26 protein-coding genes are annotated in these 26,119 nt (G+C 70.0%); 7 read left to right on the plus strand and 19 right to left on the minus strand.

What is annotated here, in order from left to right:
- The first annotated feature begins 71 nt into the window (after nucleotides 1-71).
- The 5 genes from F0L68_RS27270 to F0L68_RS27290 are packed head-to-tail and all read left to right on the plus strand — an operon-like array spanning nucleotide 72 to nucleotide 5,837.
- Nucleotides 72-1,367, plus strand: coding sequence for a beta-ketoacyl-[acyl-carrier-protein] synthase family protein (locus tag F0L68_RS27270; RefSeq protein WP_149852682.1), 1,296 nt, complete (start codon nucleotides 72-74; stop codon nucleotides 1,365-1,367).
- A gap of 1 nt (nucleotide 1,368) precedes the next feature.
- Entirely contained in the window at nucleotides 1,369-2,403 is a 1,035-nt protein-coding gene (hppD, locus tag F0L68_RS27275; protein WP_149852683.1) for a 4-hydroxyphenylpyruvate dioxygenase, read from the plus strand.
- A gap of 26 nt (nucleotides 2,404-2,429) precedes the next feature.
- A complete protein-coding gene (locus F0L68_RS27280) occupies nucleotides 2,430-3,347 on the plus strand; it encodes a phytanoyl-CoA dioxygenase family protein (protein ID WP_149852684.1) in 918 nt (305 codons plus the stop codon).
- Nucleotides 3,347-4,126, plus strand: a complete 780-nt coding sequence (locus F0L68_RS27285) for a class I SAM-dependent methyltransferase (RefSeq protein ID WP_149852685.1) — start codon at nucleotides 3,347-3,349, stop codon at nucleotides 4,124-4,126. The genes F0L68_RS27280 and F0L68_RS27285 overlap by 1 nt, the downstream gene beginning before the upstream one ends.
- Nucleotides 4,119-5,837, plus strand: coding sequence for a condensation domain-containing protein (locus F0L68_RS27290; RefSeq protein WP_149852686.1), 1,719 nt, complete (start codon nucleotides 4,119-4,121; stop codon nucleotides 5,835-5,837). Before F0L68_RS27285 ends, F0L68_RS27290 begins: the two co-directional genes overlap by 8 nt.
- Before the next feature lie 18 nt (nucleotides 5,838-5,855).
- Here the strand turns inward: F0L68_RS27290 and F0L68_RS27295 are convergent, their stop codons facing one another.
- The 10 genes from F0L68_RS27295 to F0L68_RS27340 form a co-directional block, all read right to left on the minus strand.
- Entirely contained in the window at nucleotides 5,856-7,934 is a 2,079-nt protein-coding gene (locus tag F0L68_RS27295) for an ATP-binding protein (RefSeq protein ID WP_149852687.1), read from the minus strand.
- Nucleotides 7,934-8,299 (minus strand): hypothetical protein, encoded by a 366-nt coding sequence (locus F0L68_RS27300; RefSeq protein WP_149852688.1) that lies wholly within the window; start codon nucleotides 8,297-8,299, stop codon nucleotides 7,934-7,936. The genes F0L68_RS27295 and F0L68_RS27300 overlap by 1 nt, the downstream gene beginning before the upstream one ends.
- Nucleotides 8,300-8,416: 117 nt before the next feature.
- Nucleotides 8,417-8,905 (minus strand): hypothetical protein, encoded by a 489-nt coding sequence (locus F0L68_RS27305; protein WP_149852689.1) that lies wholly within the window; start codon nucleotides 8,903-8,905, stop codon nucleotides 8,417-8,419.
- A gap of 130 nt (nucleotides 8,906-9,035) precedes the next feature.
- The gene (locus F0L68_RS27310) at nucleotides 9,036-9,521 is read right to left on the minus strand and encodes a hypothetical protein (protein WP_149852690.1); all 486 of its coding nucleotides are present in this window, start codon (nucleotides 9,519-9,521) and stop codon (nucleotides 9,036-9,038) included.
- A 51-nt stretch (nucleotides 9,522-9,572) separates the two neighbouring features.
- On the minus strand, nucleotides 9,573-11,861 hold the full coding sequence (locus tag F0L68_RS27315; protein WP_149852691.1) for an FtsX-like permease family protein: 2,289 nt from the start codon (nucleotides 11,859-11,861) through the stop codon (nucleotides 9,573-9,575).
- Nucleotides 11,862-11,992: 131 nt separating this feature from the next.
- Nucleotides 11,993-12,709, minus strand: a complete 717-nt coding sequence (locus tag F0L68_RS27320) for an ABC transporter ATP-binding protein (protein WP_149852692.1) — start codon at nucleotides 12,707-12,709, stop codon at nucleotides 11,993-11,995.
- Nucleotides 12,706-13,230, minus strand: a complete 525-nt coding sequence (locus F0L68_RS27325) for a PadR family transcriptional regulator (protein ID WP_149852693.1) — start codon at nucleotides 13,228-13,230, stop codon at nucleotides 12,706-12,708. The genes F0L68_RS27320 and F0L68_RS27325 overlap by 4 nt, the downstream gene beginning before the upstream one ends.
- Before the next feature lie 158 nt (nucleotides 13,231-13,388).
- Nucleotides 13,389-14,081, minus strand: a complete 693-nt coding sequence (locus tag F0L68_RS27330; protein WP_149852694.1) for an alpha/beta hydrolase — start codon at nucleotides 14,079-14,081, stop codon at nucleotides 13,389-13,391.
- A 52-nt stretch (nucleotides 14,082-14,133) separates the two neighbouring features.
- Nucleotides 14,134-14,655 carry a pyridoxamine 5'-phosphate oxidase family protein gene (locus F0L68_RS27335; RefSeq protein WP_149852793.1) on the minus strand — a complete coding sequence of 174 codons (522 nt, stop codon included), beginning with the start codon at nucleotides 14,653-14,655 and terminating at the stop codon, nucleotides 14,134-14,136.
- A gap of 86 nt (nucleotides 14,656-14,741) precedes the next feature.
- Nucleotides 14,742-15,740, minus strand: coding sequence for a sigma-70 family RNA polymerase sigma factor (locus tag F0L68_RS27340; RefSeq protein WP_149852695.1), 999 nt, complete (start codon nucleotides 15,738-15,740; stop codon nucleotides 14,742-14,744).
- A 126-nt stretch (nucleotides 15,741-15,866) separates the two neighbouring features.
- On the opposite strand from F0L68_RS27340, the gene F0L68_RS27345 reads away from it, so the two are divergent.
- Together F0L68_RS27345 and F0L68_RS27350 are read left to right on the plus strand one after the other, a co-directional pair.
- The gene (locus F0L68_RS27345; protein WP_149852696.1) at nucleotides 15,867-16,706 is read left to right on the plus strand and encodes a helix-turn-helix domain-containing protein; all 840 of its coding nucleotides are present in this window, start codon (nucleotides 15,867-15,869) and stop codon (nucleotides 16,704-16,706) included.
- Nucleotides 16,707-16,722: 16 nt separating this feature from the next.
- The gene (locus F0L68_RS27350) at nucleotides 16,723-17,010 is read left to right on the plus strand and encodes a DUF397 domain-containing protein (protein ID WP_149852697.1); all 288 of its coding nucleotides are present in this window, start codon (nucleotides 16,723-16,725) and stop codon (nucleotides 17,008-17,010) included.
- A 219-nt stretch (nucleotides 17,011-17,229) separates the two neighbouring features.
- Here the strand turns inward: F0L68_RS27350 and F0L68_RS27355 are convergent, their stop codons facing one another.
- Genes F0L68_RS27355 through F0L68_RS27395 form a run of 9 tightly spaced genes read right to left on the minus strand, consistent with a single transcriptional unit; the run spans nucleotide 17,230 to nucleotide 25,732 of the window.
- Nucleotides 17,230-18,621, minus strand: a complete 1,392-nt coding sequence (locus F0L68_RS27355; protein WP_149852698.1) for a condensation domain-containing protein — start codon at nucleotides 18,619-18,621, stop codon at nucleotides 17,230-17,232.
- On the minus strand, nucleotides 18,618-19,601 hold the full coding sequence (locus F0L68_RS27360) for an alpha-ketoacid dehydrogenase subunit beta (protein ID WP_149852699.1): 984 nt from the start codon (nucleotides 19,599-19,601) through the stop codon (nucleotides 18,618-18,620). The genes F0L68_RS27355 and F0L68_RS27360 overlap by 4 nt, the downstream gene beginning before the upstream one ends.
- Complete coding sequence (locus tag F0L68_RS27365; RefSeq protein ID WP_223199168.1) at nucleotides 19,594-20,580, minus strand: thiamine pyrophosphate-dependent dehydrogenase E1 component subunit alpha; 987 nt, start codon at nucleotides 20,578-20,580, stop codon at nucleotides 19,594-19,596. The genes F0L68_RS27360 and F0L68_RS27365 overlap by 8 nt, the downstream gene beginning before the upstream one ends.
- Nucleotides 20,573-21,472, minus strand: a complete 900-nt coding sequence (locus F0L68_RS27370; protein WP_149852700.1) for a class-II aminoacyl-tRNA synthetase family protein — start codon at nucleotides 21,470-21,472, stop codon at nucleotides 20,573-20,575. Before F0L68_RS27370 ends, F0L68_RS27365 begins: the two co-directional genes overlap by 8 nt.
- Nucleotides 21,448-22,209: a 4'-phosphopantetheinyl transferase family protein gene (locus F0L68_RS27375; RefSeq protein WP_149852701.1), complete on the minus strand. Its 762-nt coding sequence runs from the start codon at nucleotides 22,207-22,209 to the stop codon at nucleotides 21,448-21,450. Before F0L68_RS27375 ends, F0L68_RS27370 begins: the two co-directional genes overlap by 25 nt.
- The gene (locus F0L68_RS27380; protein ID WP_149852702.1) at nucleotides 22,206-23,087 is read right to left on the minus strand and encodes a 2-hydroxy-acid oxidase; all 882 of its coding nucleotides are present in this window, start codon (nucleotides 23,085-23,087) and stop codon (nucleotides 22,206-22,208) included. The genes F0L68_RS27375 and F0L68_RS27380 overlap by 4 nt, the downstream gene beginning before the upstream one ends.
- A 4-nt stretch (nucleotides 23,088-23,091) precedes the next feature.
- Nucleotides 23,092-23,370 (minus strand): phosphopantetheine-binding protein, encoded by a 279-nt coding sequence (locus F0L68_RS27385; RefSeq protein ID WP_149852703.1) that lies wholly within the window; start codon nucleotides 23,368-23,370, stop codon nucleotides 23,092-23,094.
- 25 nt (nucleotides 23,371-23,395) lie between these two features.
- Complete coding sequence (locus F0L68_RS27390; RefSeq protein WP_149852704.1) at nucleotides 23,396-24,328, minus strand: 3-oxoacyl-[acyl-carrier-protein] synthase III C-terminal domain-containing protein; 933 nt, start codon at nucleotides 24,326-24,328, stop codon at nucleotides 23,396-23,398.
- Nucleotides 24,329-24,367: 39 nt separating this feature from the next.
- Complete coding sequence (locus F0L68_RS27395; RefSeq protein WP_188316859.1) at nucleotides 24,368-25,732, minus strand: condensation domain-containing protein; 1,365 nt, start codon at nucleotides 25,730-25,732, stop codon at nucleotides 24,368-24,370.
- Nucleotides 25,733-26,119: the final 387 nt, after the last annotated feature.

Below are 26,119 nucleotides of genomic sequence, written 5' to 3' on the forward strand. Positions count from 1 at the left end.
CGCAGCGAGCGAATCATCCAACACAGTGCGCCCCGTGCTTCATCGGGGCCCGCAGCGAGGCGAGGACGTCGATGAGCAGACCTACTGCGACGATCACCGGTATCGGGCTGGTCACGCCGGTCGGCCGCAAGCTGGACGACGTCTTCGACGCGGTGTGCGCCGGGCGGTCCGGGCTGCGCACCCCGCCCGAGGGTCACTCCGCCGCGGGCTGGCTGGAAGCGGCCGGCATCGCCCCTGCGATCGACCCGACCGAGGTCCTGGCGGCCACCGAGGCGCGCGCCGTGGACCGCTTCGCCCTGCTGGCGCTCGCCGCGGCCGCCGACGCGGTCACCGACGCCGGCATCGAGGTGGGCAGGGACGTCGACCCGCTGCGGATCGCGGTGGTCGTGTCCACCGGCGGCGGCGGCCTGGAGACCTACGAACAGTATGCGGGCGCACGGCAGCGACGCGGTCGCCCCGGCGTCACGCCCTACCTCCTGCCGGGGATGCTGTCGAACATGGCGGCGGCGCGGATCGCCATCAAGTACGGCATTCGCGGCTACAGCTCGTCGATCTCCACGGCCTGCGCGGCCGGCGCGCAGTCAGTGGCCGAGGCGGTGCGGCTGGTGCGGGGCGGCGAGGCCGACGTGGTGATCTGCGGCGGCACGGACGCGCCGCTGCACCCGACGATCGCCGCCGCGTTCGGCAACGCCAGGGCGCTGGCGCGCGGCTGGGCCGACCCGACCGCCGCGAGCCGCCCGTTCGACCGGGCCCGCAACGGTTTCGTGCTCGGCGAGGGCGCCGGCGTGTTCGTGGTGGAGCGCACCGACTTCGCCGACGCGCGGGGCGCGCGCGGCTACGCCGACGTGCTCGGCTGGGGCGCGACCACCGACGCGCACCACCCGACGACACCGAGGGCGGACGGCGACGGCGCGGCGGCGGCCATGCGCAGGGCCATCGACGACGCGGGCCTTGCACCGTCCGATGTGGACTATGTCAACGCGCACGGCACCGGCACACCGCTCGGTGACGTCGCCGAGACGGTCGCGATCCGCGCGGTGTTCGGCGACACCGACCCGGCGGTGAGCTCGGTCAAGGCGTTGACGGGCCACCTGTTGGGCGCGTCCGGCGTCGTCGAGGCCGCGATGACCGGTCTCGCGGTCGGCCGGGGCGTGCTGCCACCGACGCACAACCTGGACGATCCCGACCCGGCCTGTCAGCTCGACCACGTGCGCGGCTCGGCCAGGCTCGGCGAGGTCCGCGCCGCGCTGTCCAACACGTTCGCCTTCGGCGGGCACAACCTCAGCCTGTTGTTCGGCCCGCCGAGCAGTCGCGCGGTGCGTCACCACCCCAGTTCCATGTCCAATCCCGGCACATCAAGAGGTTGAGATGCAGGCACAAGGGATCGACCACGTCGAGTTCTACGTCGCGGACGCCGACCAGGCGGCGGCGGAGCTGTGCGCGACGTTCGGCTTCCGGATCCATGGGGAGCTCGACCGACCCGGTCAGCGTTCCGTTCTGGTGCGACAGGGCGGGATCCAGATCCTGTTCACCACCGCCACCGCGCCAGACCACCCGGCCGCCGACTACGTTCTGCGGCACGGCGACGGCCTGGCCACCGTGGCGCTGGTGTCCGACGACCCGGCCGCCGCGTTCGCCGACGCCGTGGCGCGCGGCGCGGTCCCGGTGTCGGCGGAGCAACGCCGGTTCACCGCGTTCGGCGATGTCGCGCACACCTTCGTCGAGGCGGGCGAATTGCTGACCGGCTACAGCGCCAAGGGCGCGCCGCGCGACCGGCACGAATCGTTGGAGCTGCTGGACGTCATCGACCACATCGCGGCCTGCGTCCCCGTCGGCGATCTCGGCCCGACCACCGCCTTCTACCGCGAGGTGCTCGGCTTCGACGAGATCTTCGAGGAACACATCGTCGTCGGCACGCAGGCGATGAACTCGCGCGTGGTGCAGAGCCCCGACGGCCTGGTCACCGTCACCCTGCTCGAACCGGACCCGACCGGGATGCCCGGCCAGATCGACGACTTCCTCGAACGGCACGCGGGTGCTGGTGTCCAGCACCTCGCGTTGCGCACCGACGACATCGCCACGGTCGTGCGCACGCTGTCCGACCGGGGCGTCGGCTTCCTCGGCACGCCGGTCAGCTACTACGACGAGCTGGAGCGCAGGCTCGGGCACGTCGGCCTGCCGGTGGAGGTGTTGCGGGAGCTGAACATCCTAGTGGATCGCGACGAGGTCGGCGAGCTGTTCCAGATCTTCACGCACACCACGCACCCCAGGAACACCTTCTTCATGGAGATCATCGAGCGGCTTGGCGCGCTCACCTTCGGCAGCGCCAACATCAAGGCCCTGTACCAGGCCGTCGAGCGCGAGCGCCTCGGCGCAAGCCCCAGCGCCGAGCTCTCCCACTGACCGCGCCGCCATCTGGAGGGAAGACCGTGTCCAGCGACACCGCAACGAACGCCACGTTCGCGCTCACCGAGCGGGAACGGGAGCTGCTGCCGTCCGACGAGGACGTCGCCGCCTACGCCGAGCAGGGCTGGTTCCTGAGCAAGAAGCTGCTCACCGACGACGAGGTCGACACCATCGTCGCCGAGTCGGAGCGGTTCTATCTCGGCGTCAAGGACCGGGACCTGCCGGTGCGTCCGCCGAAGCTCGCGTACTGGACGCAGGACAAGGGCCCGGTGCAGCGGCACAACGACTACGTCCACTACGAGAGCGACGTGATCGGCGCGATCCTGCGCAAGCCGCTGATCGGCGCGGTCGCCGCGCGGCTCGCGCAGGCCGAGGAGATCCGGGTGTTCCAGTCGACCCTGATCTACAAGCCGCCGCGCGCCGAGGAACCGACCAATCAGGTGCCCTGGCACATGGACCGGCACTACTGGCAGACCTGCACGTCCGAGAAGATGCTGACGGCGTTCATCCCGCTGCACGACTGCGACGAGGAGATGGGCACCATCACGATGGTGGACGGCAGCCACCGGTGGCAGGAGCTCAGCGGCGACGATTCGACCAGGCACTTCGCCGAACGCGACCGCGCCGAGCTGGACGCGCTGCTGGAGGCCAACGCCGCCTTCAACAACACCGACGTCCGGCGGATCCCGATGGTGATCCCCAAGGGGCACATGAGCTTCCATCACTGCAAGACCTACCACGGCAGCGGCGCGAACCGCAGCGGCCGGCCGCGCAGGGCGATCTCGCTGCACCTCCAGGACGGGGACAACCAGTACCGCCCGTACCGCAAGTCCAACGGCGATGCCGTGGTGTACAACCACGACGTGTTGGTGAGCCGGACCGAGGACGGCCGGCCGAACTACGCCGACCCGGAGTTCTGCCCGCCGCTGTGGAGGTCCTAGTGGCCGAGGAACGCGTCGACCGGTCCTGGAACTGGGAGGATCCTGCCGGGCTCGGCCGCAGGATGGACGAGTTCACGGTCGACCTCGCGCGCTGCGACTCCCTGGAGACGGTGGCCACCGGCCCGAAGTTCACCAGGCGGCAGCTCGCGGATCTCGGCGTCACCGGCATCGAGTTCGCGGCCTTCCGCACCGCCCACCCATCGGGCCTCGGCACCGACCTGGTCGGTCTGCAAAGCCCTCACGCGGCAACGGAACCCGGTTCGATCTACCGGGTGGACGGCAGCAGCCTGTACACGCAGCTCGACGTCGCCGAGCCCCTGCCGTTCGAGGACGGCTCGGTGGAGTGGGTGTACGCCGAGCATCTCATCGAGCACATCCCGCTGCCGGTCGCCGTGGACTGGCTCACCGAGGTCCGGCGCGTCCTCGCGCCCGGCGGCCTGCTTCGCATAACCACGCCGGACCTGCGCCGCTACGTCGAGGGATATCTCAGCCAGGACAAGTTCTTCGCCAAGCACCGGCGGCGCGTGCAGCTCGCGATCGGCATCGCGCCGCCGATGCCGGCGCGGCCGGCGTTCATGTTCAACCAGATCTTCTACCTGTACGGGCATCGCTGGATCTACGACGAGACCGAGCTGCGGCACGTCCTCGCGCGGGCCGGTTTCGACGACGACGCCGTCCGCGTCCGCGCCTACCGGGACGGCGCGCGGCAGGACGTGGCCGATCTCGACCAGACCATCCGCAACGACGAGACGATCTACGTCGAGGTCTCCGATGGCTGAGTCAAGGCTCCTGCTGGTCCCGTTCCGCGGCGCGCGCGGCGGAACGGGACCGCTGACCTTCGGCCAGCGCAACACCTGGAACTGGGTCGGCAACGAGGCCGACCGGTCGTCAGCGGTGCTGCACTGGGGCCTCGACCTGCCGGACGGCGCGACGCTCGCGGACATCGAGGCGGCGTTCGCGGTGCTCCTGTCGCGGCACGAGGCGTTGCGCACCAGCTACTCCACCGACGGCGAGCCCGCGCAGTGCGTCGCGACCGGCGGCCAGCTGACCATCGAGGTGCACGAACTCGCCGCGGGCCTCGACGACGACGAGGTCATCGACCTGCTCGCGGATCGGTTGCGCGGCAAGGGAGTCGACTTCACCAGGGAGCTGCCGCTGCGGGTCGCGGTCGGCACCCGGCGCGGCATGCCGGCCGCCGCCGTGGTGCTGTACTCGCACATGGCGGTCGACTTCGCCAGCATGGCGCTGATCGCCCGCCAGTTCACCGAGCTGCTGAGCAACCCGGACTGCGCGCGCGACGAACCACCAGGGCACCAACCCCTCGACCAGGCGGTGGCCGAACGGACCGCGCACGGCCTGCGACAGGCGGAGTCCGCGGTGCGGTACTGGGAGAACCACCTCAGCACCGCGCCGCAGAGCGCCTATCCGATGCCGCCGCCGGACCGGCCCGTCGAGGGTTTCCTGTCGGGGTTCCTGCACTCGCCGGCCGGCGGCCTCGCGATGGGCCACATCGCGGCGCGGGTCGGCGCGGGCCGCCAGGCGGTGCTGCTCGCCGCGTTGTGCGCGGTGCTGGCGCAGCGCACCGGCACGAACAGGTGTGTGTTCACCTCGGTGTCCAGCAACAGGTTCCGGGTGCGGCTGCGCGACTATGTCGGTTCGCTGGCGCAGGACGGCCTGACCGCGCTGGACCTCGACACGCCGACGTTCGACGAACTGGTGCAGCGGGCGAACCGCGCCACGCTCGCGGCCAACACGCACAGCCTGTTCGACGCCAACGAGTTGTGGCGGGTCATCGACGAGATCGGCTACCGGCGCGGCACGAGGTTCACCCGCGACTTCACCGTGAACAACATCAGCGCGCACCTCGACGGCGAACCGTCGGGCGATGGGCCGGGCGACCCGAATCAGGTGATCGACGCGCTGCCCAGGACGACGGTCCGCTGGGCGGAGTCGGCGCAGTACCCGGTGGTGCTGATGTGCAATCCGGTGCGGCTGGCGCCGGAACTGCTGGTGGCCCTGACCGCGGACACCACCCAGGTCACCAGGTCCGAGATCGAGCTGCTGTTGCGCGGCGTCGAACGGCTGCTCGTCGCGGCGGCCGTGCGCAACGTCCCGCTCGCCGGCACGAGGCTGCTCACGGGCGTTGAGTCGGTGTCGCGCGGCCCGGACTGGGCGCTGGTCGACGCGTGCTGGATCAGCCTTTCCGCGTCGCGCCGACTGCTCATCGAGGCCCTGTCCGCTCGCGCCGCGCTGGTCGTCCCCGAGGGCGGCGCGCTGACCGGATATGTCAGCGCCGGCAACGACTTCCGCACCCCGGAGCGGGCGCACGCGGCCTGCATGACCACGCTGCGCACACCCGGCTGGCGCATCGCCATGGCGCCGGCCAGGTACGTGCTGTGCGACGGCGTGCCGACCGACCCGACCGACGAGGCGTCCTGGCGAGCGCTGCCGGTCATCGCCGCCGGCACCGGCCGGACCACCGAAGCCTGACCCTTGCGTGGCGTGCGATCACACCTCGCCGCCGAGCGCGCGAATCCGCAGCAGGGTGAGCCCCTGTCGGTGTTGGTCGCCGAGATCCTCGAAGACGGCGTACGCGGCCCGGTAGTGGGCCAGCGCTTCGGGCACCCGGTCCAGCATCCGGTGGGACTCGCCGAGCATGAACAGGGTCGCGGCCTCGCAGTGTCGGTCGCCCGCCGCACGCAGCGCGAGCAACGCCTCGACCAGACATCCCTGCGCCGCCTCGGGTTCGCCACCGGCCACCAGGTCTCCGCCGAGGTTGCTCAACGTCCTGGCCACGCCGAGCGAGTCGCCGACCTCGCGCAGCGCCTCGACGGCCCGCCGGTGGTGGTCCACGGCCTTCGCGTGCTCCCCCAGTGCCCGGTAAGTCGTGCCGAGGTTGTTGAGCGTGTGCCCGATGTTGGCCGTGTCGTCGGCCCGCCCAAGCAGCTCCAGCGCCCGTTGGTAGTGCCGCACCGCCTCGTCGTACCGGCCCGATTCCTGATGTGCCAGGCCGATGTTGCTCAGCGTGCTGCCCTGTCCGGCGAGATCGCCGAGCCGACGGGACACCTCGACGCCCTGTGTCCCCGCGTCGGTCGCCTCGTCGAAGCGGCCGAGCATCTCGTAGGTGTGCGTGAGCAGCTGGAGCGCGGTGCCCTGCGCCGGGAGGTCGCCGGCCGCCCTCGCCGACCCGAGCGCGAGTTGCTGCACCGCAAGCAGATCGCCGAGATAGCGCCGGCGTTCCAGGTACTCGCTGAGCGTGAACGCGCACCGCCACGCGCCCTCGTGGTAGCCGATGTCGGCGGCGAGCCGAACGGCGGCGACGACGTTGCCGCGCTCCTTGTCCAGGTAGACCAGGGCCGAGGACTGGCTGGTCTCGTCCCCCGCCATACCGCGCATCATGGCGTCGGCGGTCGACACGACCGTCAGGTAGTGGTCCACGATTCGGACCTGGGACGCCGACCGTTCCGCTGCGGGATCCTGGGCCACCAGTTCCAGCGCGAACAGCCGCACCAGGTCGTGCAACCGGTGATAGGTGGCGTAGTAGTGCTCGACCAGTCGCGCGTCGACCAGTTGTTCGAGCAGCGCGCCGCCCTGCGCCCACTCGACGTCGGCGAGCACCGCCGCGGCCGCGGCGTCGAAGTCGACACCGGGATGCAGCGCCAACCGCCGGAAGAACCTGGCCTGAGCCTCGGGAAGATCCCGGTAGGACAGCATGAATGCGGCCCGGACGGCGCGGTCGCCGGCGGCCAGCTCGCCGAGCCTGCTGTTCTCGTCGGCCAACCGCCACGCGAGCGCGGACAGCTCCAGTCCGGGATCCGTGGACAGCTTGGCGGCCACGATCCGCAGTGCCAGTGCCAAACCCGCGCACAGGCGCACGAGGTCGCCGGCCGCCTCGGGCGCCGAGGCGATCCGCTGTCCGCCGAGGATGGTGGTGAGCAGGGCCGTCGCGTCGTCGTCCGGCAGGACCGGCAACAGCATCCGGCCGGTGGTGTCCAGCCCGCTCAGCGCCCTGCGGCTGGTGACCAGCACGAAACAGCCCGCGCCACCGGGCAGCAGCGGCCGGACCTGGGCCTCGGAGGCCGCGTTGTCCAGCACCACCACCATCCGCCGCCCGGCCAGCGTGGACCGGTACAGCGCCGCCCGGTCGTCGGTCGCCGCCGGGATGTCGTCGGGTGGCACGCCGAGCGCCCGCAGGAAGCTCTCCAGCACCGAGCCTGCCGCCAACGGCACGCGGTCCTCGGTGTGGCCGCGCAGGTCCGCGTGGAGCTGCCCGTCCGGGAAGTCCTCGGCCACCCGATGGGCGGTGTGCAGCGCTAGCGCGGTCTTGCCGACGCCGGCCGTGCCGTCGATCGCGCAGACCACGGCCGCCGACACCGCCTCGGCCGCGAAGCCGAGCAACTGCGCGACCTCCTCGTGCCGGCCGGTGAAGGCCGGCACGTCGGCCGGCAGCATGCGGGGCCGATCGCGCGTCGCCGGCTGACCCTGATGAATGGTCAGGGACTCGATGACGCCGGCCTGCACGCTCACGCCGCCGACCTGCTTGTCGTTGTGCCACTGCTGCCTTGGGTTGCGCCGCCACCACGCCATCAGCGGGAACCGGCCTCGCCCCTGGTGTCGACCGAGTCGATGCGCCCGGCCTGGATGGAGACTCCGCCGGCCTGGTCGCGGTTCACGTTGATCACGGTCCGCTCGTCCGACACCGGCCGGTTGAGCCGGTCGAGGCAGGCCCGCAGGGCCGCCGCGAACTCCACGTCGCCTGCGTGTTCCTGGAGCCGCCGCGCCACCTCCGCCGTCGCCGCCCGATCACGGGGATCGGCACTGGCCACGGCCAGCGCCTGCGCCGCGTCCTCGTCCAGCGCGAACCTCCGCCGCACCAACGAGACCAGCTCGGCGCTGGTGCCCTCGACGACCTCCTGCGCGATCAGCAGGGCCGCCGCCCGAGCAAGTGTCACCGGAACCATCCGCCACCGACCTCACCGCGTCGCGCGCATTCCCCGAACTCCACCATAGCGGCCACCGAACCCGCTTCCCGTCGGAACACCGCGAGTTGCCCCAACGGGAAGTCCGGCTCAGAAGGAGTTGGCGGCCCTGATCAGCCTGCCGTTGATGGTGAACGCGGTGCCGGTCGGATCCACCACGGCCGGCAGTTCGGCGCCGACGTGCAGGGCGGCGTTGGAGCTGCACTTGACCGTCGTCTCGAAGGACGCGAACCCGGATCCGCTGACGCGCAGGCCAAGCGCGACGCCCACTTCCTCGCCGACACTGGCGTCCTTGACCGAGATGATCTCCGCGGTCGCCGCGATGCCGACCTCCCGCAGCCGCCGCATTCGACGCGCCGAGCGCGCCACCCCGATGCTCATGATGACACCGAAGGGAATGAGGAACGCCGACAGCACAATGCCGATCAGCACCGTGACCCAGCGGTGGTCCCGGTCGGCGATGTCCACGACCGCCAGCACCGGTCCGATCGCAATCATCAGCGCCATCAACGTGTAGAGGACGACGCGACCCACCGGCCCGATCTTCGTCACGTACACCGGCTCGTCGCTGTTCCCCACGTCCGGATCCTAGTCGGCGCGAACCGGCACGAACCAGACCGATCCCCGGCGCGTCCCGGACTTCGCCTTCGCGGCCACGGAACACCGCTTCCCGTTGGGGCAACGGGAGTTGCCCCAACGGGAAGCGCGATCAGAGGGAGCTGGCCGCCTTGACCAGCCTGTCCTCGACGGTGAACTCGTCGCCGGACGGATCGACCAACGCCCGAAACTGCTTACCCACCACCAGTCCGGACTTCCCGTTGCACTTCACGAGCGCCTCGAAGGTCTCGAACCCGGACCCGCTGACGCGGAGCTCGAGCACCACGATCCCCTCGCCAAGCGCGTCCCAGTCGACCGAGGTGACCTGTGCGGTCGCCGCGACGCCGACCTCCCGCAGCCGCCCAAGCCTGCGCGCCGAGCGAGCCAGCGCGCGCCACATGAGGACGCCGAAGGGAATGCCCAGCAGCGAGAGGACGCAACCCACCACCAGCACGATCCCGCCCTGCTCCTGGTTGGCGATGCCGACGGCCAGCACAACCGGACCGACGATGACCAGGTCAGCCAGCAGGGTGTAGACGACGGTCCTGCCGACCGGACCACCGTTGGACACGTACACGGGCTTGTCACTGGTCCCCACGGCCGAATCCTAACCGGCACAACCCCGTTGGATCGCGACGATCCCGGACGTTCACTCCCCGCGCAGGCCCTCGACACTGGCCGCCCGCCACAGCGACGGCAGCGTCAACACCGTCACCCCCAGCACGGCCACCAACCCTGCCCCGCTGAAGATCCCGATCGTCGGCCAGTCGAAGAGCACCGGGTGGTCCGACACGACGGCGAGCAGCAGCGCGGCAAGCCCGAGCCCGGCCCCGACCGCGATGGCCACCGCCAGCACGATCGGGATCGCCATCTGCCACAGCAGCGACCGCGCCAACACCACCCGCTGCGTTCCGTTGGCCACGAGCACAGCCAGCGCGCGTCGCCGCTCCCGGATCTGTTCCAGCGCAACGACCATCAGGCTCGCCGCAGCCAGCAGCAGCGTGATCACCGAGCCGATGTTGAGCACTCGCTTGATCAACAGATACTCGCTGTTGCCGCCGTCCGCCACGAGGTTGAACGCCATGACGTTGGCGTTCCACCCCAACGGGAACAGCGCGTTTCGCGCGTACTCGACCGTACGCGGATCGCTGGTCTGGAGCTTCACGTTGGACGCCGCGAACACCGATATCGTCCTGACGCCGGCCAGCGCGGCCGGTGTCACCAGCAGCAGCCCGCCGTCCGACCTCTGCTCGCTCAGCTGGACCGTGCCCTTCACGGCGGGAATCGTCCAGTGCGGCGGCGTGCTCGCCTTGACGTCCTTGATCCCGGAGAACCAGACCGGCTGGCCGGCCGTCGGCACGAGCACGTGGTTGTTCTTCGGTTCCCCCTGGCCGTGATCCTGCCCTTGACCGTTGCCTCGGGTCACCTTCGCCTTCCCGTAGAAGACATCGCCGTCAACGCATCCGGGCAGCGGGGCGTGCGCCGCAAGCTCTGCGCAGCTCCCGATCTCGATGGACGCGTACTTCTGCTCGGCGTCCAGGATCGTCCCGGCGACGGACACCTTCGCCCCGGCAAACCCGGGCACGCCGTGCAGGGCCGCCGCGAACTTGTCCATCTCGGCCAGGCTCGTGCCGTTCATGGTCGCCCGGATCTCCACCGGACCCGAGTCCCGCGCGTCGGCGTCGGCCTGCGCCGGCAGGAACAGCGCCTGCAGCGCGATCGCCCCGGTCAGCACCACCGCGACCCCGCCGACGACCCTGGCCGACGTCCCGCTGTCCAGTTGCAGCCTGCGGACCGCGAGCTGCCACGCGGGCGACCCGCCGCGCAACGACCAGACCACGCGCTCGACCACCCAGGGCAGCACGACGGCGACCGCGATGAGCAGCAGCACGATGCCCGCGATCACCGGTGTCTCCGAGGCGCCGGAACTGCTGTTGGCGAACTTGCTCCCCTGCGTCGCCAACAGTCCAACCCCGGCGACGACCGGCAGCAGCCGCCACCACAGCTTGCGCCTGGCCGACTTCGCCCTGCGCACCACGCCGAGCGGCTCGATGATCGTGCGACGCAGCGAGAGCACGGCGACGCCGACCGACAGCAGCGGAACGCCGACGATGATCAACCCGACGAGCCCCCACTCCGGGCGGATGTCGGCGGAGAAGATGCCGCCGCGCAAGGCGGACACGGAGATCAACGGCACCAGTGCCTTGGCGATCAGGAACATGACGGCCCCGACGACCAGCCCGACGATCGCGCCGACGAACGACTCGCCCGCCGCGATCCTGCGCACCTGTTTGCCGTCCGCACCGACCAGGCGCAGCGCGGCGAGCCGCCGATCCCGCGCCGAAGCGGCGAGTCTGGTGCTCGTCGCGACGAACACGACGACCGGGATCAGGAAGGTCGCCGCCCCCAGGATGATCAGCAGCAGCTCGAGGCCGCTGATCTGGCTGCTCTGTTGGCCGGAGCCGAAGGACGAGATCCTGGCCGCACCGGGCAGCGACCGCATCCCGTCGGCGCCAACGTAGAAGAACAGCTCGTTGGGCCCGGTCAGCCCCTCCGGGCCGATGGTGCCGACGATCCGTTGGCTGAACCGGGGCCGCAGCAGCTCGCCGTCCGAGGACTTGAGCAGGTCGACCAGCGCGGGCGACAACACCGCCTCGCCGGGACCGGGCAGCCGGCTCACCCCCGGCGCGTGCGGCGCGGCCGGCCCGGTCAGCTCGACCAGGTAGCCCTGTAGCCCTCGGCCGAGGAACTCGTCGTTGCGCTGCGTCACAAGCGCGGCATCCACACCGGGCACCGGACTCGAGGGCTCGTCCGCGAAGTGGACCGCCCGCGCGTTGCCCCGATCCGCGCGCCCCGCGAGCATGTGCGGCACGGAGGTGGCCGCGAGCAACACCATCACACCGAGTCCGACGCCGACCGCGGTCAGCGCCAGCCTCACCCACGAGGTCCGGCCGCCCCCGACAGCCAGCCGGACCCCGAGGACGAGGTCGCCCACCCAGCGGGCGAGCGCAGCGCCGGGGCCCCGACCCCGGCTGCCAACCGTTCCCCGAGAACGGTCGTTGAGAGAAGTCACCGAGACAGCTCCACTTCGAGAGACTTGCCGTCCCTGACCACGACCTCGCGGTCGGAGTACGCCGCGACCCTCGGTTCGTGGGTGACCAGCACGACGGCTGCGTTGGTGTCCTTGGCCGCGCCGACCAGCAACTGCATGACCCGCTCGCCGTTGAGCGTGTCCAGCGCACCGGTCGGCTCGTCGGCGAAGATCACCTTCGGCGTGGTGACCATCGCCCGCGCGACCGCGACCCGCTGCCCCTGGCCGCCGGACGCCTCGCCGGGCCGCTTGCCCGCGACGTCGGCGACCTCGAGGCGTTCAAGCCATTCGGTGGCGCTGCGCTCGGCCTCCTTGCGCTTCATGCCGCCGAGCCGCAGCGGCAGCGCGACGTTCTCCAGGCAGGTCAGTTCCGGCACGAGCTGCCCGAACTGGAAGACGAAGCCGAACTCGGTGCGCCGCAGCTCGCTGCGCGGGCCGTCCGGGAGCGCACTCAGCTCGGCGCCCTGGTACAGCACTCGTCCCGAGTCGGGCGGCATGATGCCGGCGAGGCAGTGCAGCAGCGTCGACTTGCCCGAGCCCGACGGTCCCATCACGGCCAGCACCTCGCCCGCGCGAACGCGCAGGCTGGCGCCGTCCAGCGCGGGTGTCGCCCCGAAGGACTTGCGCAGCTCCTGCGCCTCCAGCAGCGGCGGGCCGTCGGCCGCCTGCTCCGTCGGGTGTTCCCGTGCAGTCATGAAGAAATCTCCTTGGCGAGCTGGTCCAGCCGGGCCGCGGTGAGTTGCAGCCAGCGCAGGTCGGCTTCGAGGTGGAACAGCGCGTGATCGCAGATGAGTTGGTCGGCGAGATCGCCGTTGGTCTTGCGTTGGGTCAACTCCCGCATGGCGCGCAGGTGCGCGGCACGCTGGATGTCGAGCACCTCGGCCGCGACGCGACCGGACAGCAAGGCCAGCACGACCTTCGTGTACAGCGTGTTCTGGAGGTAGAGCTCCGGCTTTTCCGGCGTGGTGAGCCAGCCGTGCACATCGGTGACGCCGGACGAAGTGATCGCGTACCGCTTGCGGTCCGGACCCCCGCCCGCCTCGACGCCGTTGACCTCGACGAGACCGTCGCGCAGCAGCCTGGACAGCGTCGAATAGACCTGCCCGTAGTGCACCGGCCGATCGTGGCCGAACCGCTCGTCGTACGCCTTCTTCAGGTCGTAGCCGTGACGAGGGCCGTTCTCAAGTAACCCCAGCAGGGTGAGCCCCATGGACATGCCGGAGACTGTACAACGAGTGTATACGCGCCGTCTATACCCTCCGTTTATAGGCGTTGACCTGCACCTTCTCGACACTCGTCGCCGAAGCGGGGCCAGTCGATGACGTCAGGTGACCGGGCGGGCCGCCGTCGCCGATGGCCCGCCCGGTCGCACGGTCACGCGCGCGAACTGTGCTCGGTTGCGTGATAGGCCTCCAGTCGGTCGGCCAGTTCAGTGGGGCGGCTCAGGGCGATGCCGTGACCGCCGCCGATCTCGTCGGGAACGATGCCGAGGCGTTCCCGCACGACCCGGCGCATGAACTCGGCCGGGAAGAAACGATCATCGCGGCACAGCAGGAATCTCGTCGGCACCGCAGGCCAGGCGTCGAGCGACCACGGCTTGCCGAACGGTGTGCCGGACTGACCGCGTCCCCTCCTCATCGCCTCTGCCGCCAGCTCGGGCGGCACATCGTGGAGGAACAGGGCGATGTCATCGTCAGGTGCCCTGCCGTCACGCTCGTCCTGCTCGCGCCTGGCCCGCTCCCAGCCGGTGTTGGCCCACCAGGCGCCGGGCGGCTCGCCCGGCGACGGGATCATCGCCGTCACCAGCACCAGCAGCTCGACCGGCACCCGCTCGCACACCAGTGGCGCGGTGAAACCGCCGAAGGACTGGGCCACCACGACGAGGTCAGAACGGCCGCCGATCGCGTCGACCACCACGTCGGCGTACTCCACCAGCCCGGCCGAATCGTCGTCGTAGGGCAGGTCGGGCGCCACGACGTCATGGCCGCGCGCCGTCAGCTCGGCGTCCAGCAGATGCCAGTACCACGAGTCGGATCCGGCGCCGGGGATCAGGACGTAGGTGGTCATGACGAACGATCCTCTTGATGCGGACGGTGGGGCGGACTCACGGCTTCGGTCGTCACGATCGACCCCGACGCTCGAACTCCGCCACGCTGGTGCCTCCCGGCAGCCGGGTCTGGAAGTCGAGAACCCCGACCCAGGTCGGGACCACGGCGATGCGGGCCATTCTCGTGCCGGGGTGATCGATCGCGGCGAGCGTGGCAGCGGCCTGTTCCTCGCCGCCGTAGCGGCGGTGGGCCAGCGCGTACTCCGGAACGATCCCGTCGACGTCGGTGACCGAGGCCCTGCCGCGAATGAGGAGCGTCTCCGGCGGTGTGGAGGCGACGTCGATGATGATCGCGACGTCGGGTTTCGCCCGCAGGGCGGCGATCTTGCGCGCCCCAGCGAACGTGGCCATGACGAGTTCGGCACCGGTCCAGTGGAACAACATCGGGAATACCCGTGGCGTGCCGTCCGCCGCCACATATGCCATGCGCGCCAGCTCTTTCGAGACGAGCAAACGCTGCGCCACGTCACTGTCCAGCAACCGGACGTCACCTTGCGGCAGCGCCATCACATCGTCGCGACCCTCGATCGTCATCAGCACATTCCTCAGCGTCGTCGACCACGCCTGTCGAGGTCGTCAGTGGTGAGACGGTGGGACGGTCGAAAAGGAATCGCCGCGGGCTAGGACAGCTCCAGCGGCAGGCCGAACGCGGGGAACAGACGAGGCTCGAACGCGGTGATCTCGCTGATCATCCCGTCCTCGATCCGCAGGACGGTCAGCGCCTGCGCCCGATACCCGGAGTCGCCCGGCAGCCGCACGTATCCGGCGATCGCCGGCCGCCGGTTCGCGCGGGTGAGCACGCTGCGCCAGTGTCCTTGGTATAGCGGCGAGTCGGGTCCGAAAGCATGCTCGCTGAAGTTGACGACGGCCTGCCGGCCGACGAACCAGAACGGATACGGGGGCATGGTGAGCCGGACGCCCTCGCTCAACAACGCCGCGAACGCAGCGGTGTCGGCCCGCTCATGGGCGTCCATGAAGCGTTGCAGCAGTGCCCGCTCCTCCTGGGTGGGAGCCGTCGACGGTGCCCAGTCCAGCCGTCGCTGCGGCAGATGCTGTTTCAGTGTCGGCCGCGCCCGTTGCAGCGCGCTCTTCACGGAGGCGACGCTCACCTCGAGCAACGCGGCAGTGTCCTTCGCCGACCAGCCGAGCACGTCACGCAGGATCAGCACGGCCCGTTGCCCTGGTGGCAGGTGCTGGACGGCGATGAGGAACGCCAACTCGATGGTTTCCCTGGCGACCACAGCGTTGTCCGGCTCGGCCTCGCCGGACACGATCGGCTCCAGCAGCCGGTCCGGGTAGGGCTGTAGCCAGGGAATCTCCGTCACCGCGTCATGTCGGACCGGGTGGCGCGGGTGCTGGTCGAGGAAGTCGAGACACGCGTTGGTCGCGATCCGGTAGAGCCATGCGCGGAACGTGGCGCGGCCCTGGAAACTCTCGCGTTTGCGCCATGCTCGAAGGAACGTCTCCTGCACCAGGTCTTCCGACTCCTCGAACGAGCCGAGCATCCGGTAGCAGTGAACCTGAAGCTCCCGCCGGTAACGCTCGACAAGGCCGCCGAACGCCGACTCATCGCCCGCCCGCGCGGCAGCGACGACCTCGCCGTCCTCAGCGATCGACATGCTCGACACACTAACCCCATTGGGGATTGATGGTGCCCCATGGGTTAGCCCCGAATTCGGGAGGGAATCCCTCCAATTGTGCGTGCGGCATAACTCCGGTATTCATACACACACAAGGAGGTGCTCATGCCAAGGAAGCTCGACCACACATACCGGGAACGCCAGTTCGGTCGTGAACTGTGCAAATTGCGGAAGCAAGCATGTCTCAGCATGGAAGAGGTGAGCCAGCGGGTCGATATCGGCAGGAGCAAGATCGGCCGGTTCGAGTTGGGTCAGCTTCCGAGGTATCACGAGCTGATTGCCATGCTGGACCTCTACGGAGTGTCACCCGAAGAGGCGAAGGTCTACGCCATCAAGCTGGAGGACGCAAGAGCCAAAGGCTGGTGGCGAGCATACAGCGTGACGAAGCAGGCTTTCACGAGCCTCGAAGCAGAAGCCGACCAGATCTGTGCCTTCCAAAAGAGCAACATCCCTGGACTCTTTCAGACCAAACCTTACATGCTGTCAGTTTTCGACAGCTCCAGCGCTCGGCACTCAAGAAAGTGGAACGATAATCAGGTGGCGATAAGGCTTCGCCGACAGCAGCGGCTGACCGGAGCGAACCCTCTGCGATACCACTCCATCATCGACGAGGGCGTACTGACCAAGAAGTGGGGCAGCCCAGAGAACATGCGCGAGCAGCTTCAGCACATCATTCACCTAGCCGGCCTGCCGCACGTCACCGTGCAGGTATTGCTCGACACCGCCGGACACCACGACGGTGACATCAGCAGCTTCCACCTGATGAGCTTGCCCGACCCTGAAGAAGGAGACGTGCTGCACACCGAGTACATGGGTGGTTCGGCACAAATAAGCGATCCAGAGGTTGTCCAGGCCGCTAGGGTGTGCTTCAAGGATCTCACCAAGCTGGCGCTCAGCCCGGAGGACTCGATTCGCTGGATCGAGCAGCTGATCGCCGACACATGATCGGAAGGCGACAGATATGTCCACTGTGGATCTCAGCAACGCCCGGTGGCGCAAGAGCAGCCACAGCGGTCACGACAACGCCTCAGGCTGCGTAGAAGTCGCGCTCCTGGACTCAGACGGCACCCAGTGGCGCAAAAGCAGCCACAGCACCAGCACAGGCGACGGGAGCTGCGTCGAAGTCGCGTTCAGCGGCCCGGCCACGGCCCTGCGCGACTCCAAGAACCCCGACGGCCCAACCCTCATCCTGCCGGCCACCCAGTGGACGGCATTTCTGGGTGCCGTCAAGCACGACACCTTCGCCTGACTCCGCGATTCCGTGGGCGTTGGGCCGCGTGCGCACGCGGCCCAACACCCACGAATATTCTGTTAGCTAGGTCCGCGGATCACGGCACAATTCAGTTCTTGACAGCAACGCGCTTGACGGCAACTCGCTTGATCTCGATCATGATGGCGCACCTCCCTCCCCAGAGAAGGCCGCCGCTCCACGATGTTGTCATCGATTCGCGGCGAATAGCTAATTAGATCATGCTCCGGGTAGATCCACCAGCATTTTCTGCGCGCTGGCGGCATGAACCCCGGTCGGTGTGAGCGGCTCGACGGCCGCATCGACGGCAGCGGCTTCCATGCCACGGGCAACGGTCACCATATCGTCCATGGAGAAGTACCGCAGATCGTTCGACATGACGAAATCAATAGCATCGGCCGTCTCGTCGATATTCAGGAACAGCTTTCTGGTCGGCATGTCCGGCTCGAACTCCCACTCGTACCCACCGAGCGGCACCGCGGCCCGAATCTCCTCGGCCGAGGCGATCGTCCCGTCCAGCTGCTCCCGATCAAGCTGCCGCCGGTCGTTGTAGAAGCAGGAGAAGTCGATCTCCTCGCCGCGATCGGCGTTGATCTGGTCCACCATCTCGTCCTGGCGATCCGGGTCGTAGTAGGCGTTCTTGTACGCCCTGAGCACGTTGTTGCGCGCCCGCAGAATCGCCTCGCCAACCGTCACGTCCGCGACGTCGATCGCGTACGGGCTCAGCTGCACCAACGGGCTCACCGAGTCGGCGAAGCCCGGCCGGAACCGGTTCCCGACCAGCAGCATCGCGAGCACCGGGTTGTTGCCGGTGAACCTCGCCAGCCCGACCGCGAAACACCCGAGCAACGCCGACGAGGTGTTCACGCCGTCCCGCCTGGCGATCGCCCTGATCGCCAGCAGCGTGGCAGGCGAGCGGTACCGGATCTGCCGGAAGTCCCGCGGCACGTCGTACTTCGGTTCGCCGAAGCGACTGGGCGTCGCGGACCGCAGCACTCGGTCCTGGTACTGCAACGACGCCTCGCTCTGCCGAAGCACGGCCGGCGTGCGCTGCCGTCTCGCCTGCTCCAGTGGCTGCACCGCGGTCACCGGCCCGGGGGTCTCACCCGTGTTCGGGTCCCGGGTGAACAGCTCCTCCGTCAACGCGGCCAGCCCGCCGGCGTCCAGCGCGATGTGCAGGTACACCGCGACGGCGTGCGTCACGACGCCGTCCTTGCGGATCACCGCCATCCGCACCGGCCACTCGGTCTCGTACTCGAAGTTGCGCTCCTTGTAGTCCTTCTGCACCGCCTCCGCGACCTCGGCCGGATCGGCGTCCCCGACGTCCACGATCTCCAGCGGCACCTCACCGGACGAGGAGCACACCTGCTGCGGATTCTTCCCTCCGGCGAACCTCAGCCTGGTGCGCAACGCCTGATGCCGACTCATCACGAACCGCAGCGTCTCCGCGGCGTCCTCGACGGTGGTGCCGTCGGGCACCGGCACGATGCCGCCCATGGTCTCGGACTGTCCGGTGATGGCCATGCCCTGCCAGAAGCCGACCTGCCCCCAGGTCAGCTCCTCGACGCCCTCGCCCTCTCCTTGGAACGCAACGAGAATCCGCTCCGTCATGCCGCATCTCCCCCGTACTTGAGCACCCGCTGGATCGCCGTCACCAGCTGTTCGCGGGTCGGTTGCAGTGCCACGTCCAGCTCGGGCGACGCGCCGACGATCGCGCCGTCGGGCCGGGTGACGCGGCGCGGTGGCGCGATCAACCGCATCTCCTCCGCCGCCGTGGCCAGGATTTCGCCGCCGAGTCCGCAGGATCGGTTGGCGTCGTCGATCACGACGAGCCGCCCGGTCTTCTCCAGCGACGCGGCCAGACCCGTCCAGTCGAACGGGTGCAGCGTCCTCGGGTCGAAAACCTCGACGGACACCTCGTCGGCCAGTTCGTCCGCGACGGCGATCGCGTCGTGCACCAGGTGCCCGATCGCGACCACCGTCACGTCCGTGCCCTTCCGGTGCACGCAGCCAACCCCGAGCGGAATCGGCGCCAGCTCGGCGAAGTCGACGTCCTCGCGCACGCCAAGCGAGGCGAGCGGGCCGAAGAACACCACGGGATCGTCGTCGCGGATCGCCGTGGTGAGCAGGCCGTAGGCGTCCGCGGGCGTCGCCGGCATCACGGTCTTGACGCCCATGTGCGCGAAGATGCTGTAGGGCTGGTCGGAGTGCTGCGCGCCCCAACCGGTCCGCCAGCCGGCCGCCGGCATCAGGTACGTGACCGGCACGGCGTGCTGGCCGCCGCTCATCAGCGAGAACTTGTTGGCCTGGTTCGCGATCTGCTCGAACACCAGCAACAACAGGAACGGGATCTGGAACTCGATCACCGGGCGCCGGCCGGCCATCGCGGCCCCGGTGGCGAAGTTGGTGAAACCCTGCTCCGACAACGGTGTCTCGATCACCCGGTCCGGACCGAACCGGTCGAGGAAGCCCGCGGTGACGTTGGTCAGCGCGAGGTTCATGTCCTCGCCGAGCACGAACACCGACGGGTCGCGGTTCATCTCGTCGCCGAGCGCCCGGTTCAGTGCCTTGAGGTACGACAGCTTAGGCATCGGCCACCCCCGCTCGGGTCCGCAGTCCGGTCGCGTACTGGTAGTCCTGCGCGTCGACGGCGTCCGGCCGAGGGCTGTCCACCGCGAACCGCACCACGTCGTCGAGCAGTTCCTCGATCTCCGCGTCGATCCGCTCGCGCGTGCCGGCGTCGACCCGCGCGGCCTGGATGTCCATGGGATCGCGCTCCCGCCACGCCGCGATCTCGGTCTCGTCGCGGTATTTCAGCCGCGCCTTGAGTTCGAAGGTGTGGTGGCCGTGGTAGCGATAGGTGCGGCACTCGATCAACGAAGGACCGCCGCCGCTCCTGGCGCGCGCGACCGCTTCGGCGGCGGCGGCCAGCACCACCTCGGGGTCCTGGCCGTCGACGGACCGCGACGGAATGCCGAACGCCTCGCCGCGCCCGGTGATCGTGCCGGCCACGGCCGTCTCCACGGGCAGCGTCGTCGCGTAGCCGTTGTTCTCGCACACGTACACCACCGGCAGCTGCCACAGCGCGGCGAGGTTGAAGCCCTCCAGCAGCGCGCCCTGGCTGACCGCGCCGTCGCCGAAGAAGCTCACGATCACCTTGCCGTCACCGGCCTTGGCCGACGCCCAGGCGATGCCGGCGGCGATGGCCGCGCCGTGCCCCACGGTGCCAGTCGCGTTGTACACACCGGCCGACAGGTCCGAGGGGTGGAAGGAGCCGCCGCGCGCCTTGTCGATGCCGGTGACCCGGCCCGCCATCTCGGCGAGCACGCGGCCGGGGTCGCTGCCCTTGGCCAGCAGGTGGCCGTGTCCGCGATGGCTGCTCAGGATGATGTCGTCGGGGTCGAGCGCCGCGCAGACCCCGGTGGCCACCGCCTCCTGGCCGATGCACGGATGGATGCCGCTGCCGATCTCGCCGGCCTTGACCAGGTCGATGGAGCGCTCCTCGAACCGGCGGATCAGCCGAATCGTCCGGTACAGGCTGTCCCGCAGGGTTTGCGCGGGTTCAGTCACGGTGTCCTCCCTCCACAGTGGACAGCACGTCGGCCGGCCAGGTGTCGACCCTGGCGCCGTGCGCGTTGATGAGCGCCAGCGCGATGCGTTCGAGGCCGAACGCCATGCACGAGGTGTGCCCGACCGCGCCGTCGCAGGTGAACTCGAACGCCTCGCCGAAGTGGTCCTTGTGGCAGTTCGCCGAGGCGACGGCCTGCACCAGGCCGTCCTCGACGGGCACGCGCAGCTCCAGCTTGAGTTCCTGGGCGCGCTGCGCCGCCTGGTAAAGCTTGCGGCCCGGCCCGAAGAACGGGTCGTCGGCGACGTCGACGGAGACGTCGAGGCCCAGCCCGGTCAGCCACTCGGCGATCCGGTCCTGCCAGTGGCCGCGCCACTGCACGCAGTGCTCCTCCGAGCCCGCGGTGACCAGCTCGGCCATCCGGAACGAGCGCAGCCTGCCGGCCTCGCTGGTGGCCTCCTGTCGGAAGCAGGTGGCCTCGACGGCGAACCGCGCGGGCTCGGTCAGGTCCTGACCCACCAGCGTCGCGTACACCGGGTAGCAGGCGGCCGGCAGCAGCACCAGGTCGCTGATCTGCTGGTCGGCGTGCCAGGCGCCGCCCGTGTCGACCAACGGCGCGAGCCGCCCCCACTCCTTGCTGTCGCCGGGATAGCTGTGCACGGTGCCGAGCAGCTGCGGGAACGTCTTCACGTAGCCGGCGCGCTCGATGGTGCGGCGGGCAATCACCGGCGGGATGGTCAACCTACGGAACGGCTCGTCCGAGGACAGCGCCGCGATGCCGCGCCGCAGCAGGTTCACGATCGCCTCGAACGGCTCTGGCGACAGGTAGACCCCGGGGACCTCGGTGGCCAGGGGTCGGGCGTCTTCGATCACGCCGACGCGACTGTCGAACATGTCTGCACCACCATCGTCTCTGGTTGGGCGCGGCATCCTGCGTGCTGCCGCGCCTCGGGTTGCACTGGGATTCCGGCCGGCCACCACCGCGTCACGACCCGGTACGGCGCCGTGCCGGCGAGCGCCACGGCGGCCTCGAACCCCTGCGGCGCCGGCAGGTCCGCCACCAGGTGTGGTCCTTGGGGGCCGGGCACAACGGGTTCGCACACCGGCAGCCGCAGGCCTTCGGCGAGCCGGCCGCCGATCGCCTTCACGCACGCCTCCTTGCGCGCCCACAGCCGCGCGAAGCGGCGGGCCCGCTCCCCCGGCTCGGTCGCCTTGGCGACGTGGCATGCCTCGACGGCCGGGTAGTAGCGGGCCGCGAGGCGGACCGCGTCCAGGTCGGTGCCGTGCCGTTGGATGTCGACGCCGACCGCGCGGCCGTCGGCGACGGCGAGCGCGGCGAGGTCGCCGGAGTGCGACAGGTTGACCCGCGATTCCGTTGCTGGCCAGGCGATCTCGGGCTTGCCGTGCCGGCCGCGCCGCCAGCGCAGCCGCTCCGGCGGCACGTCGAGCCTGGCGCCGAGCACCAGCCGCGCCACGGCGTGCGAGGCGACGAACGCGGCGCGGCGGCCCGTCGGGGCCAGCGCGGCGGCCCGCGTCCGCTCGTCCTGGTCGAGCACCTCGGCCAGCTCGGCGAGGGCGGGCTCCGGCAGGTCCGTGCGGATCAGCCAGACGTCGACGAGGTAGTCGCTCATGCCGGCTGCTCCTGCCGTGCGGCAACGGTGTCCAGCGCGGAGACGCACAGGTAGCGCAGGTTCGGGTCGTGGTCGGCGAACACCGTCAGGCCGGGGTCGTCGTGGTCCAGCGCGCCGGCCAGCTCCCACCAGACGCCCGTGTAGGGCTGCCCCTCGGGCGCGATCCGCACGCGCTCGGCGAGGCCCGCGTCCGCCAGCGCGGCGAGCCCGCCGCCGAGGATCAGCGTCACGTCGGTCCGTCCGGCCGTCAGCGCGCCCAGGTCTTCGGCGAGCAGCGTCGCGACCTGCCCGACCGCCACGTCCGCGTGCTGCCGCGCGCCGCTGAGCGCCGCGCCGCCCGCGTCGTCGCACAGCAGCGCGACACCCGCGTGCCTGGCCGGAATCTCCGCAGGCCCCGCGGGTTCGTAGTGCAGCACCGACTGTTCCAGGACCAGCAGCAGCGCCCGCCGGCACGCACCCGACCGGGAGTACTCGCGGATCAGCCGCAGCGCGGTGAACGCGGCGGCGGAACCCTGGTCGCACACCGCGAACGCCATCGGACCGCCGGGGCACAGGTTGCTCAGGTACACCGAGGTCGCCCGGCCCAACCGGAGGTCGTGCATGGCGAACGCCAGCACGAGCACGTCCACCGGCTCGTCCGCCGACGTCGCCTCGGCGATCAGCGGCGCGGCCATCTCGCCGTAGGAGTGGCCGACCCCGGCGGTGAGCAGGTCCTCGCGCAGCGCGAGCCCGTACGGCCGCACCATGTCGGACAGGAAGATCCGCAACTCCGGGTCGAGCGCGGTGTCCGAGCGGCCGTCGAACACCCGGCGCACGGCGCGCGTGACCCGCAGCGGGCGCTCCGGCGCGGTGAGATCGGCGGGGCCGGCGTTGAACATAGGCTCAGTCCTGCGTCAGGGAGTGCGCCGCGACGAAGTCGGCGAGCGTGCCGACGGACTCCAGGTCGCCCTGGTCGATCTCCTCGACGTCGATCTGTAGGTCGAGGGCCTCTTCCAGCTCCAGCAACAGTTCCAGGGTGCTCGCGGAGCTCAGGCCGAGCTCGTCGAACAGCCTGGTGCTCTCGGGCAGCTCCGGCACCTCGCGCTTGAGCACGCGCGGCAGCAGCTCCCCGATGCTGTCCACGATCTGTTGCCGCAGATCGACTTCCGTTGTCTGCCCCATTGGCGTCTCCCTCTCCTGTGCCACGTCAGTGCTCGAAGACCATCGCGGAGAACGTGGCGCCGAGCCCCGCCGCCACCATCAGGTAACGGTCGCCGGGGTTGAGCAGGCCACGGTCCGCGGCGAGTCGGTAGTTCAGGAACGCGTCCGCCGCGAAGCAGTGCCCGGTGACGGCGACGTTGTCCAGCAGCACGCGGTCGACCGGGTAGCCGATCATGCGGCACAACCGCCGCCATGACACGGCGTTCACGTTGTGCGGCACGATCAGGCTGATCTCGTCCAGCGCGAGCCCGGCCCGCTGCACGGCCGCGAGGATCACCTCGGCCAGCGAACCCGGGTACTCCTTGGCGAACCGCACCGCGAGGCCGGGATCCTCGACCAGCCTGCCGTCGAAGTCGCCGCGCAGCCGCGTGACATAGGACAGCAGCCGGTCGCTCGCGCCGTCGGCGGACACCAGGCAGGCCGCCGCGCCCTCGCCGAAGATCGAGGTGTCCGGAACCAGCTCGGCGTCCCTGGTGAAGGTCTTCTCCCCCGCGATCACCAGCGCCAGCGCGCCGGGCACGCCGTCCGAGGCGAGCAGCCTGCCGGCGATGTCCACCGCGAGCAGGCCCGTCGCGCAGGCGTGGTGGGTGACGGTGAACGCCACCGCGTGCGCCAGTCCCAGCTTGCGGCACAGCTCGTGCAGCGGGTTCGCCGGGTAGGGGACCGCGACCGGCATGCCGCGCGCGTACAGGACGTATTTCACCAGGTGTTCGCGCCCGCGCAGTTCGTCCAGTTCGCCGACGGCGGCGGCGAGCAGGTCGAACAACGTCCCGTCGTGGTCCCGGCACACCTCGGACAGCCCGTGGAAGCGGCGGAACACCCGCACCTGCCGGTCGCTCAGGCCGAGCCGCCCGGCCAGTTCCTCGATCGGCACGCGGCCGGCCGGCAGGTACGACGCGACGGCCGTCAGCGCGGTCACGTGGCGCCCCAGGTGTTTCCGGTGATCATGGCGGCCCGCTCAGGCGGACACCGGGACGGGCCCGATGCCGGTCGGTGTGGCCGGTGCCAACGCGGCCTCGACGGCGACATCCTCGATCCCCTGCACCAGCGCCTCCATGTCCTGGGGCGGCAGGCTGCGCACGTTCGCCGACATGGTGAAGTCGACGGCGTCGACCGCGTCGTTGACGTCGAGGTAGAGCGACTGCGCGGTCGGCTCGTCGTCGGTCACCCAGCGGTGCTCGCCGAGCGCCACCGCGCGCCGGATCTCCTGCTCGGTCGGCAGTGGTCCGGTCGGCGAGGCCCGGTTCTCCCTGCGGTCGTTGAAGAAGCAGGAGAGGTCGACCTTCACGCCGCGTTCCTCGGTCATCCGCTCCACGAGCGCCTTGCGCTGAGTCGGGTCGTAGTAGGCGTACTTGTAGGCGCCCATCGCCGCGCGCCACGCCCTGGTGATCGCCTCGTCCACGGTGACGTCGGCGACGTCGATCACGCAGGGGCTGATCTGCGCGACCGGGCTGACGGAGTCACGGAAACGGGGGCGGAAACGGTTGTTCACCGCGAGGGTGACGACTACCGGGCTGATCCGGGTCATCCGCGCCAGCGCGATCGCGAACAGGCCGAGCAGCACGGGAGAGGTGTCGACGCCGTGCCGGGCGGCGATCACGCGCGCGGCCAGCAGCGTGGCAGGCGAGCGGAAGCCGATCATCCGGTACTCGGGCTCGCCCGGGTCGATTGGCTCGGGAAGACGTTGCGGGGCAACGGAACGCAGCACGCGCTCCAGGTGCCGAAGGGACGCGTCGCACTGTCGCTGCGCGGCCGGCGTCGCCTGTCGTCGCGCCTGTTCCAGCGGCTGCATCGCGGTGACCGGGCCGGCGGCCTCGCCGGTCTCCCTGTCCCTTGCGGCGAGATCCGCGATCAGGGCGTTCAGGCCGCCCGCGTCGATGTAGAGGTGCAGGTACACGGCGACGACGTGGGTGACGACCCCGTCCCTGCGGACCGCGGCCATCCGCACCGGCCACTCGTCGGTGTAGTCGAAGTTGGTGGACTGGTAGCGCTCGCGCACCTCGTCGGCCGCCGCGTCGGCGTCGCCGTCCCCAACGTCCACGACCTCCAGCGCCGCCTCGCCCTCCGCCGCAACCTCCTGGCGCACGGCACCGTCCTCGGCGAAGCGCAGGCGGGTGCGCAGCGCCTGATGGCGGCTCATCACGAAGTGCAGCGTGGCCGCGACGTCCGCCACGGTCAGCCCGACGGGGACGCGCACCAGGCCGCCCATCGTTTTCGAGCGTCCGGATAACACGATCGTCTGCCAGATGCCCTTCTGACCCCAGGCCAGTCCGCCGGTGCCGGAACCCTCGCCGTGAAACGGGACAAGGATCTGATCCGCCATAGATGTACCCCCGCAGCCATGCACGGTACGCCGCCACACATGGACGGCGGGCCATTTGCGCTCGGACGCATTCTTTGCAGCGTCGGGGATAGCTGTCAATAGGCTGCGGAGTCCATTGTCCGTGCGCGCCTGTACGCGGGATTCAGGCTTGATCAACCCTGCGTGACCAGCGGCAACGCTGCGCTTACGATGCACCCTGAACGCTGCCCGACCGGACATCGAAAACCGTCCGAATCGAAATAGTGACTCCCGGTGTCCGACTACTACAGCGCGTTCACCGACCGTTGGGGTGCCCGATGGGCCCGCATTCTTGCCCGAAAATCCCACGACACCGTCAGCGCGAGTTCGGGTACTGTCCAGGCAACCTGCGGCAGGGAGGTTCCCGCA

It is taken from the genome of Solihabitans fulvus (assembly GCF_008386585.1).
Classification (GTDB): domain Bacteria; phylum Actinomycetota; class Actinomycetes; order Mycobacteriales; family Pseudonocardiaceae; genus Solihabitans; species Solihabitans fulvus.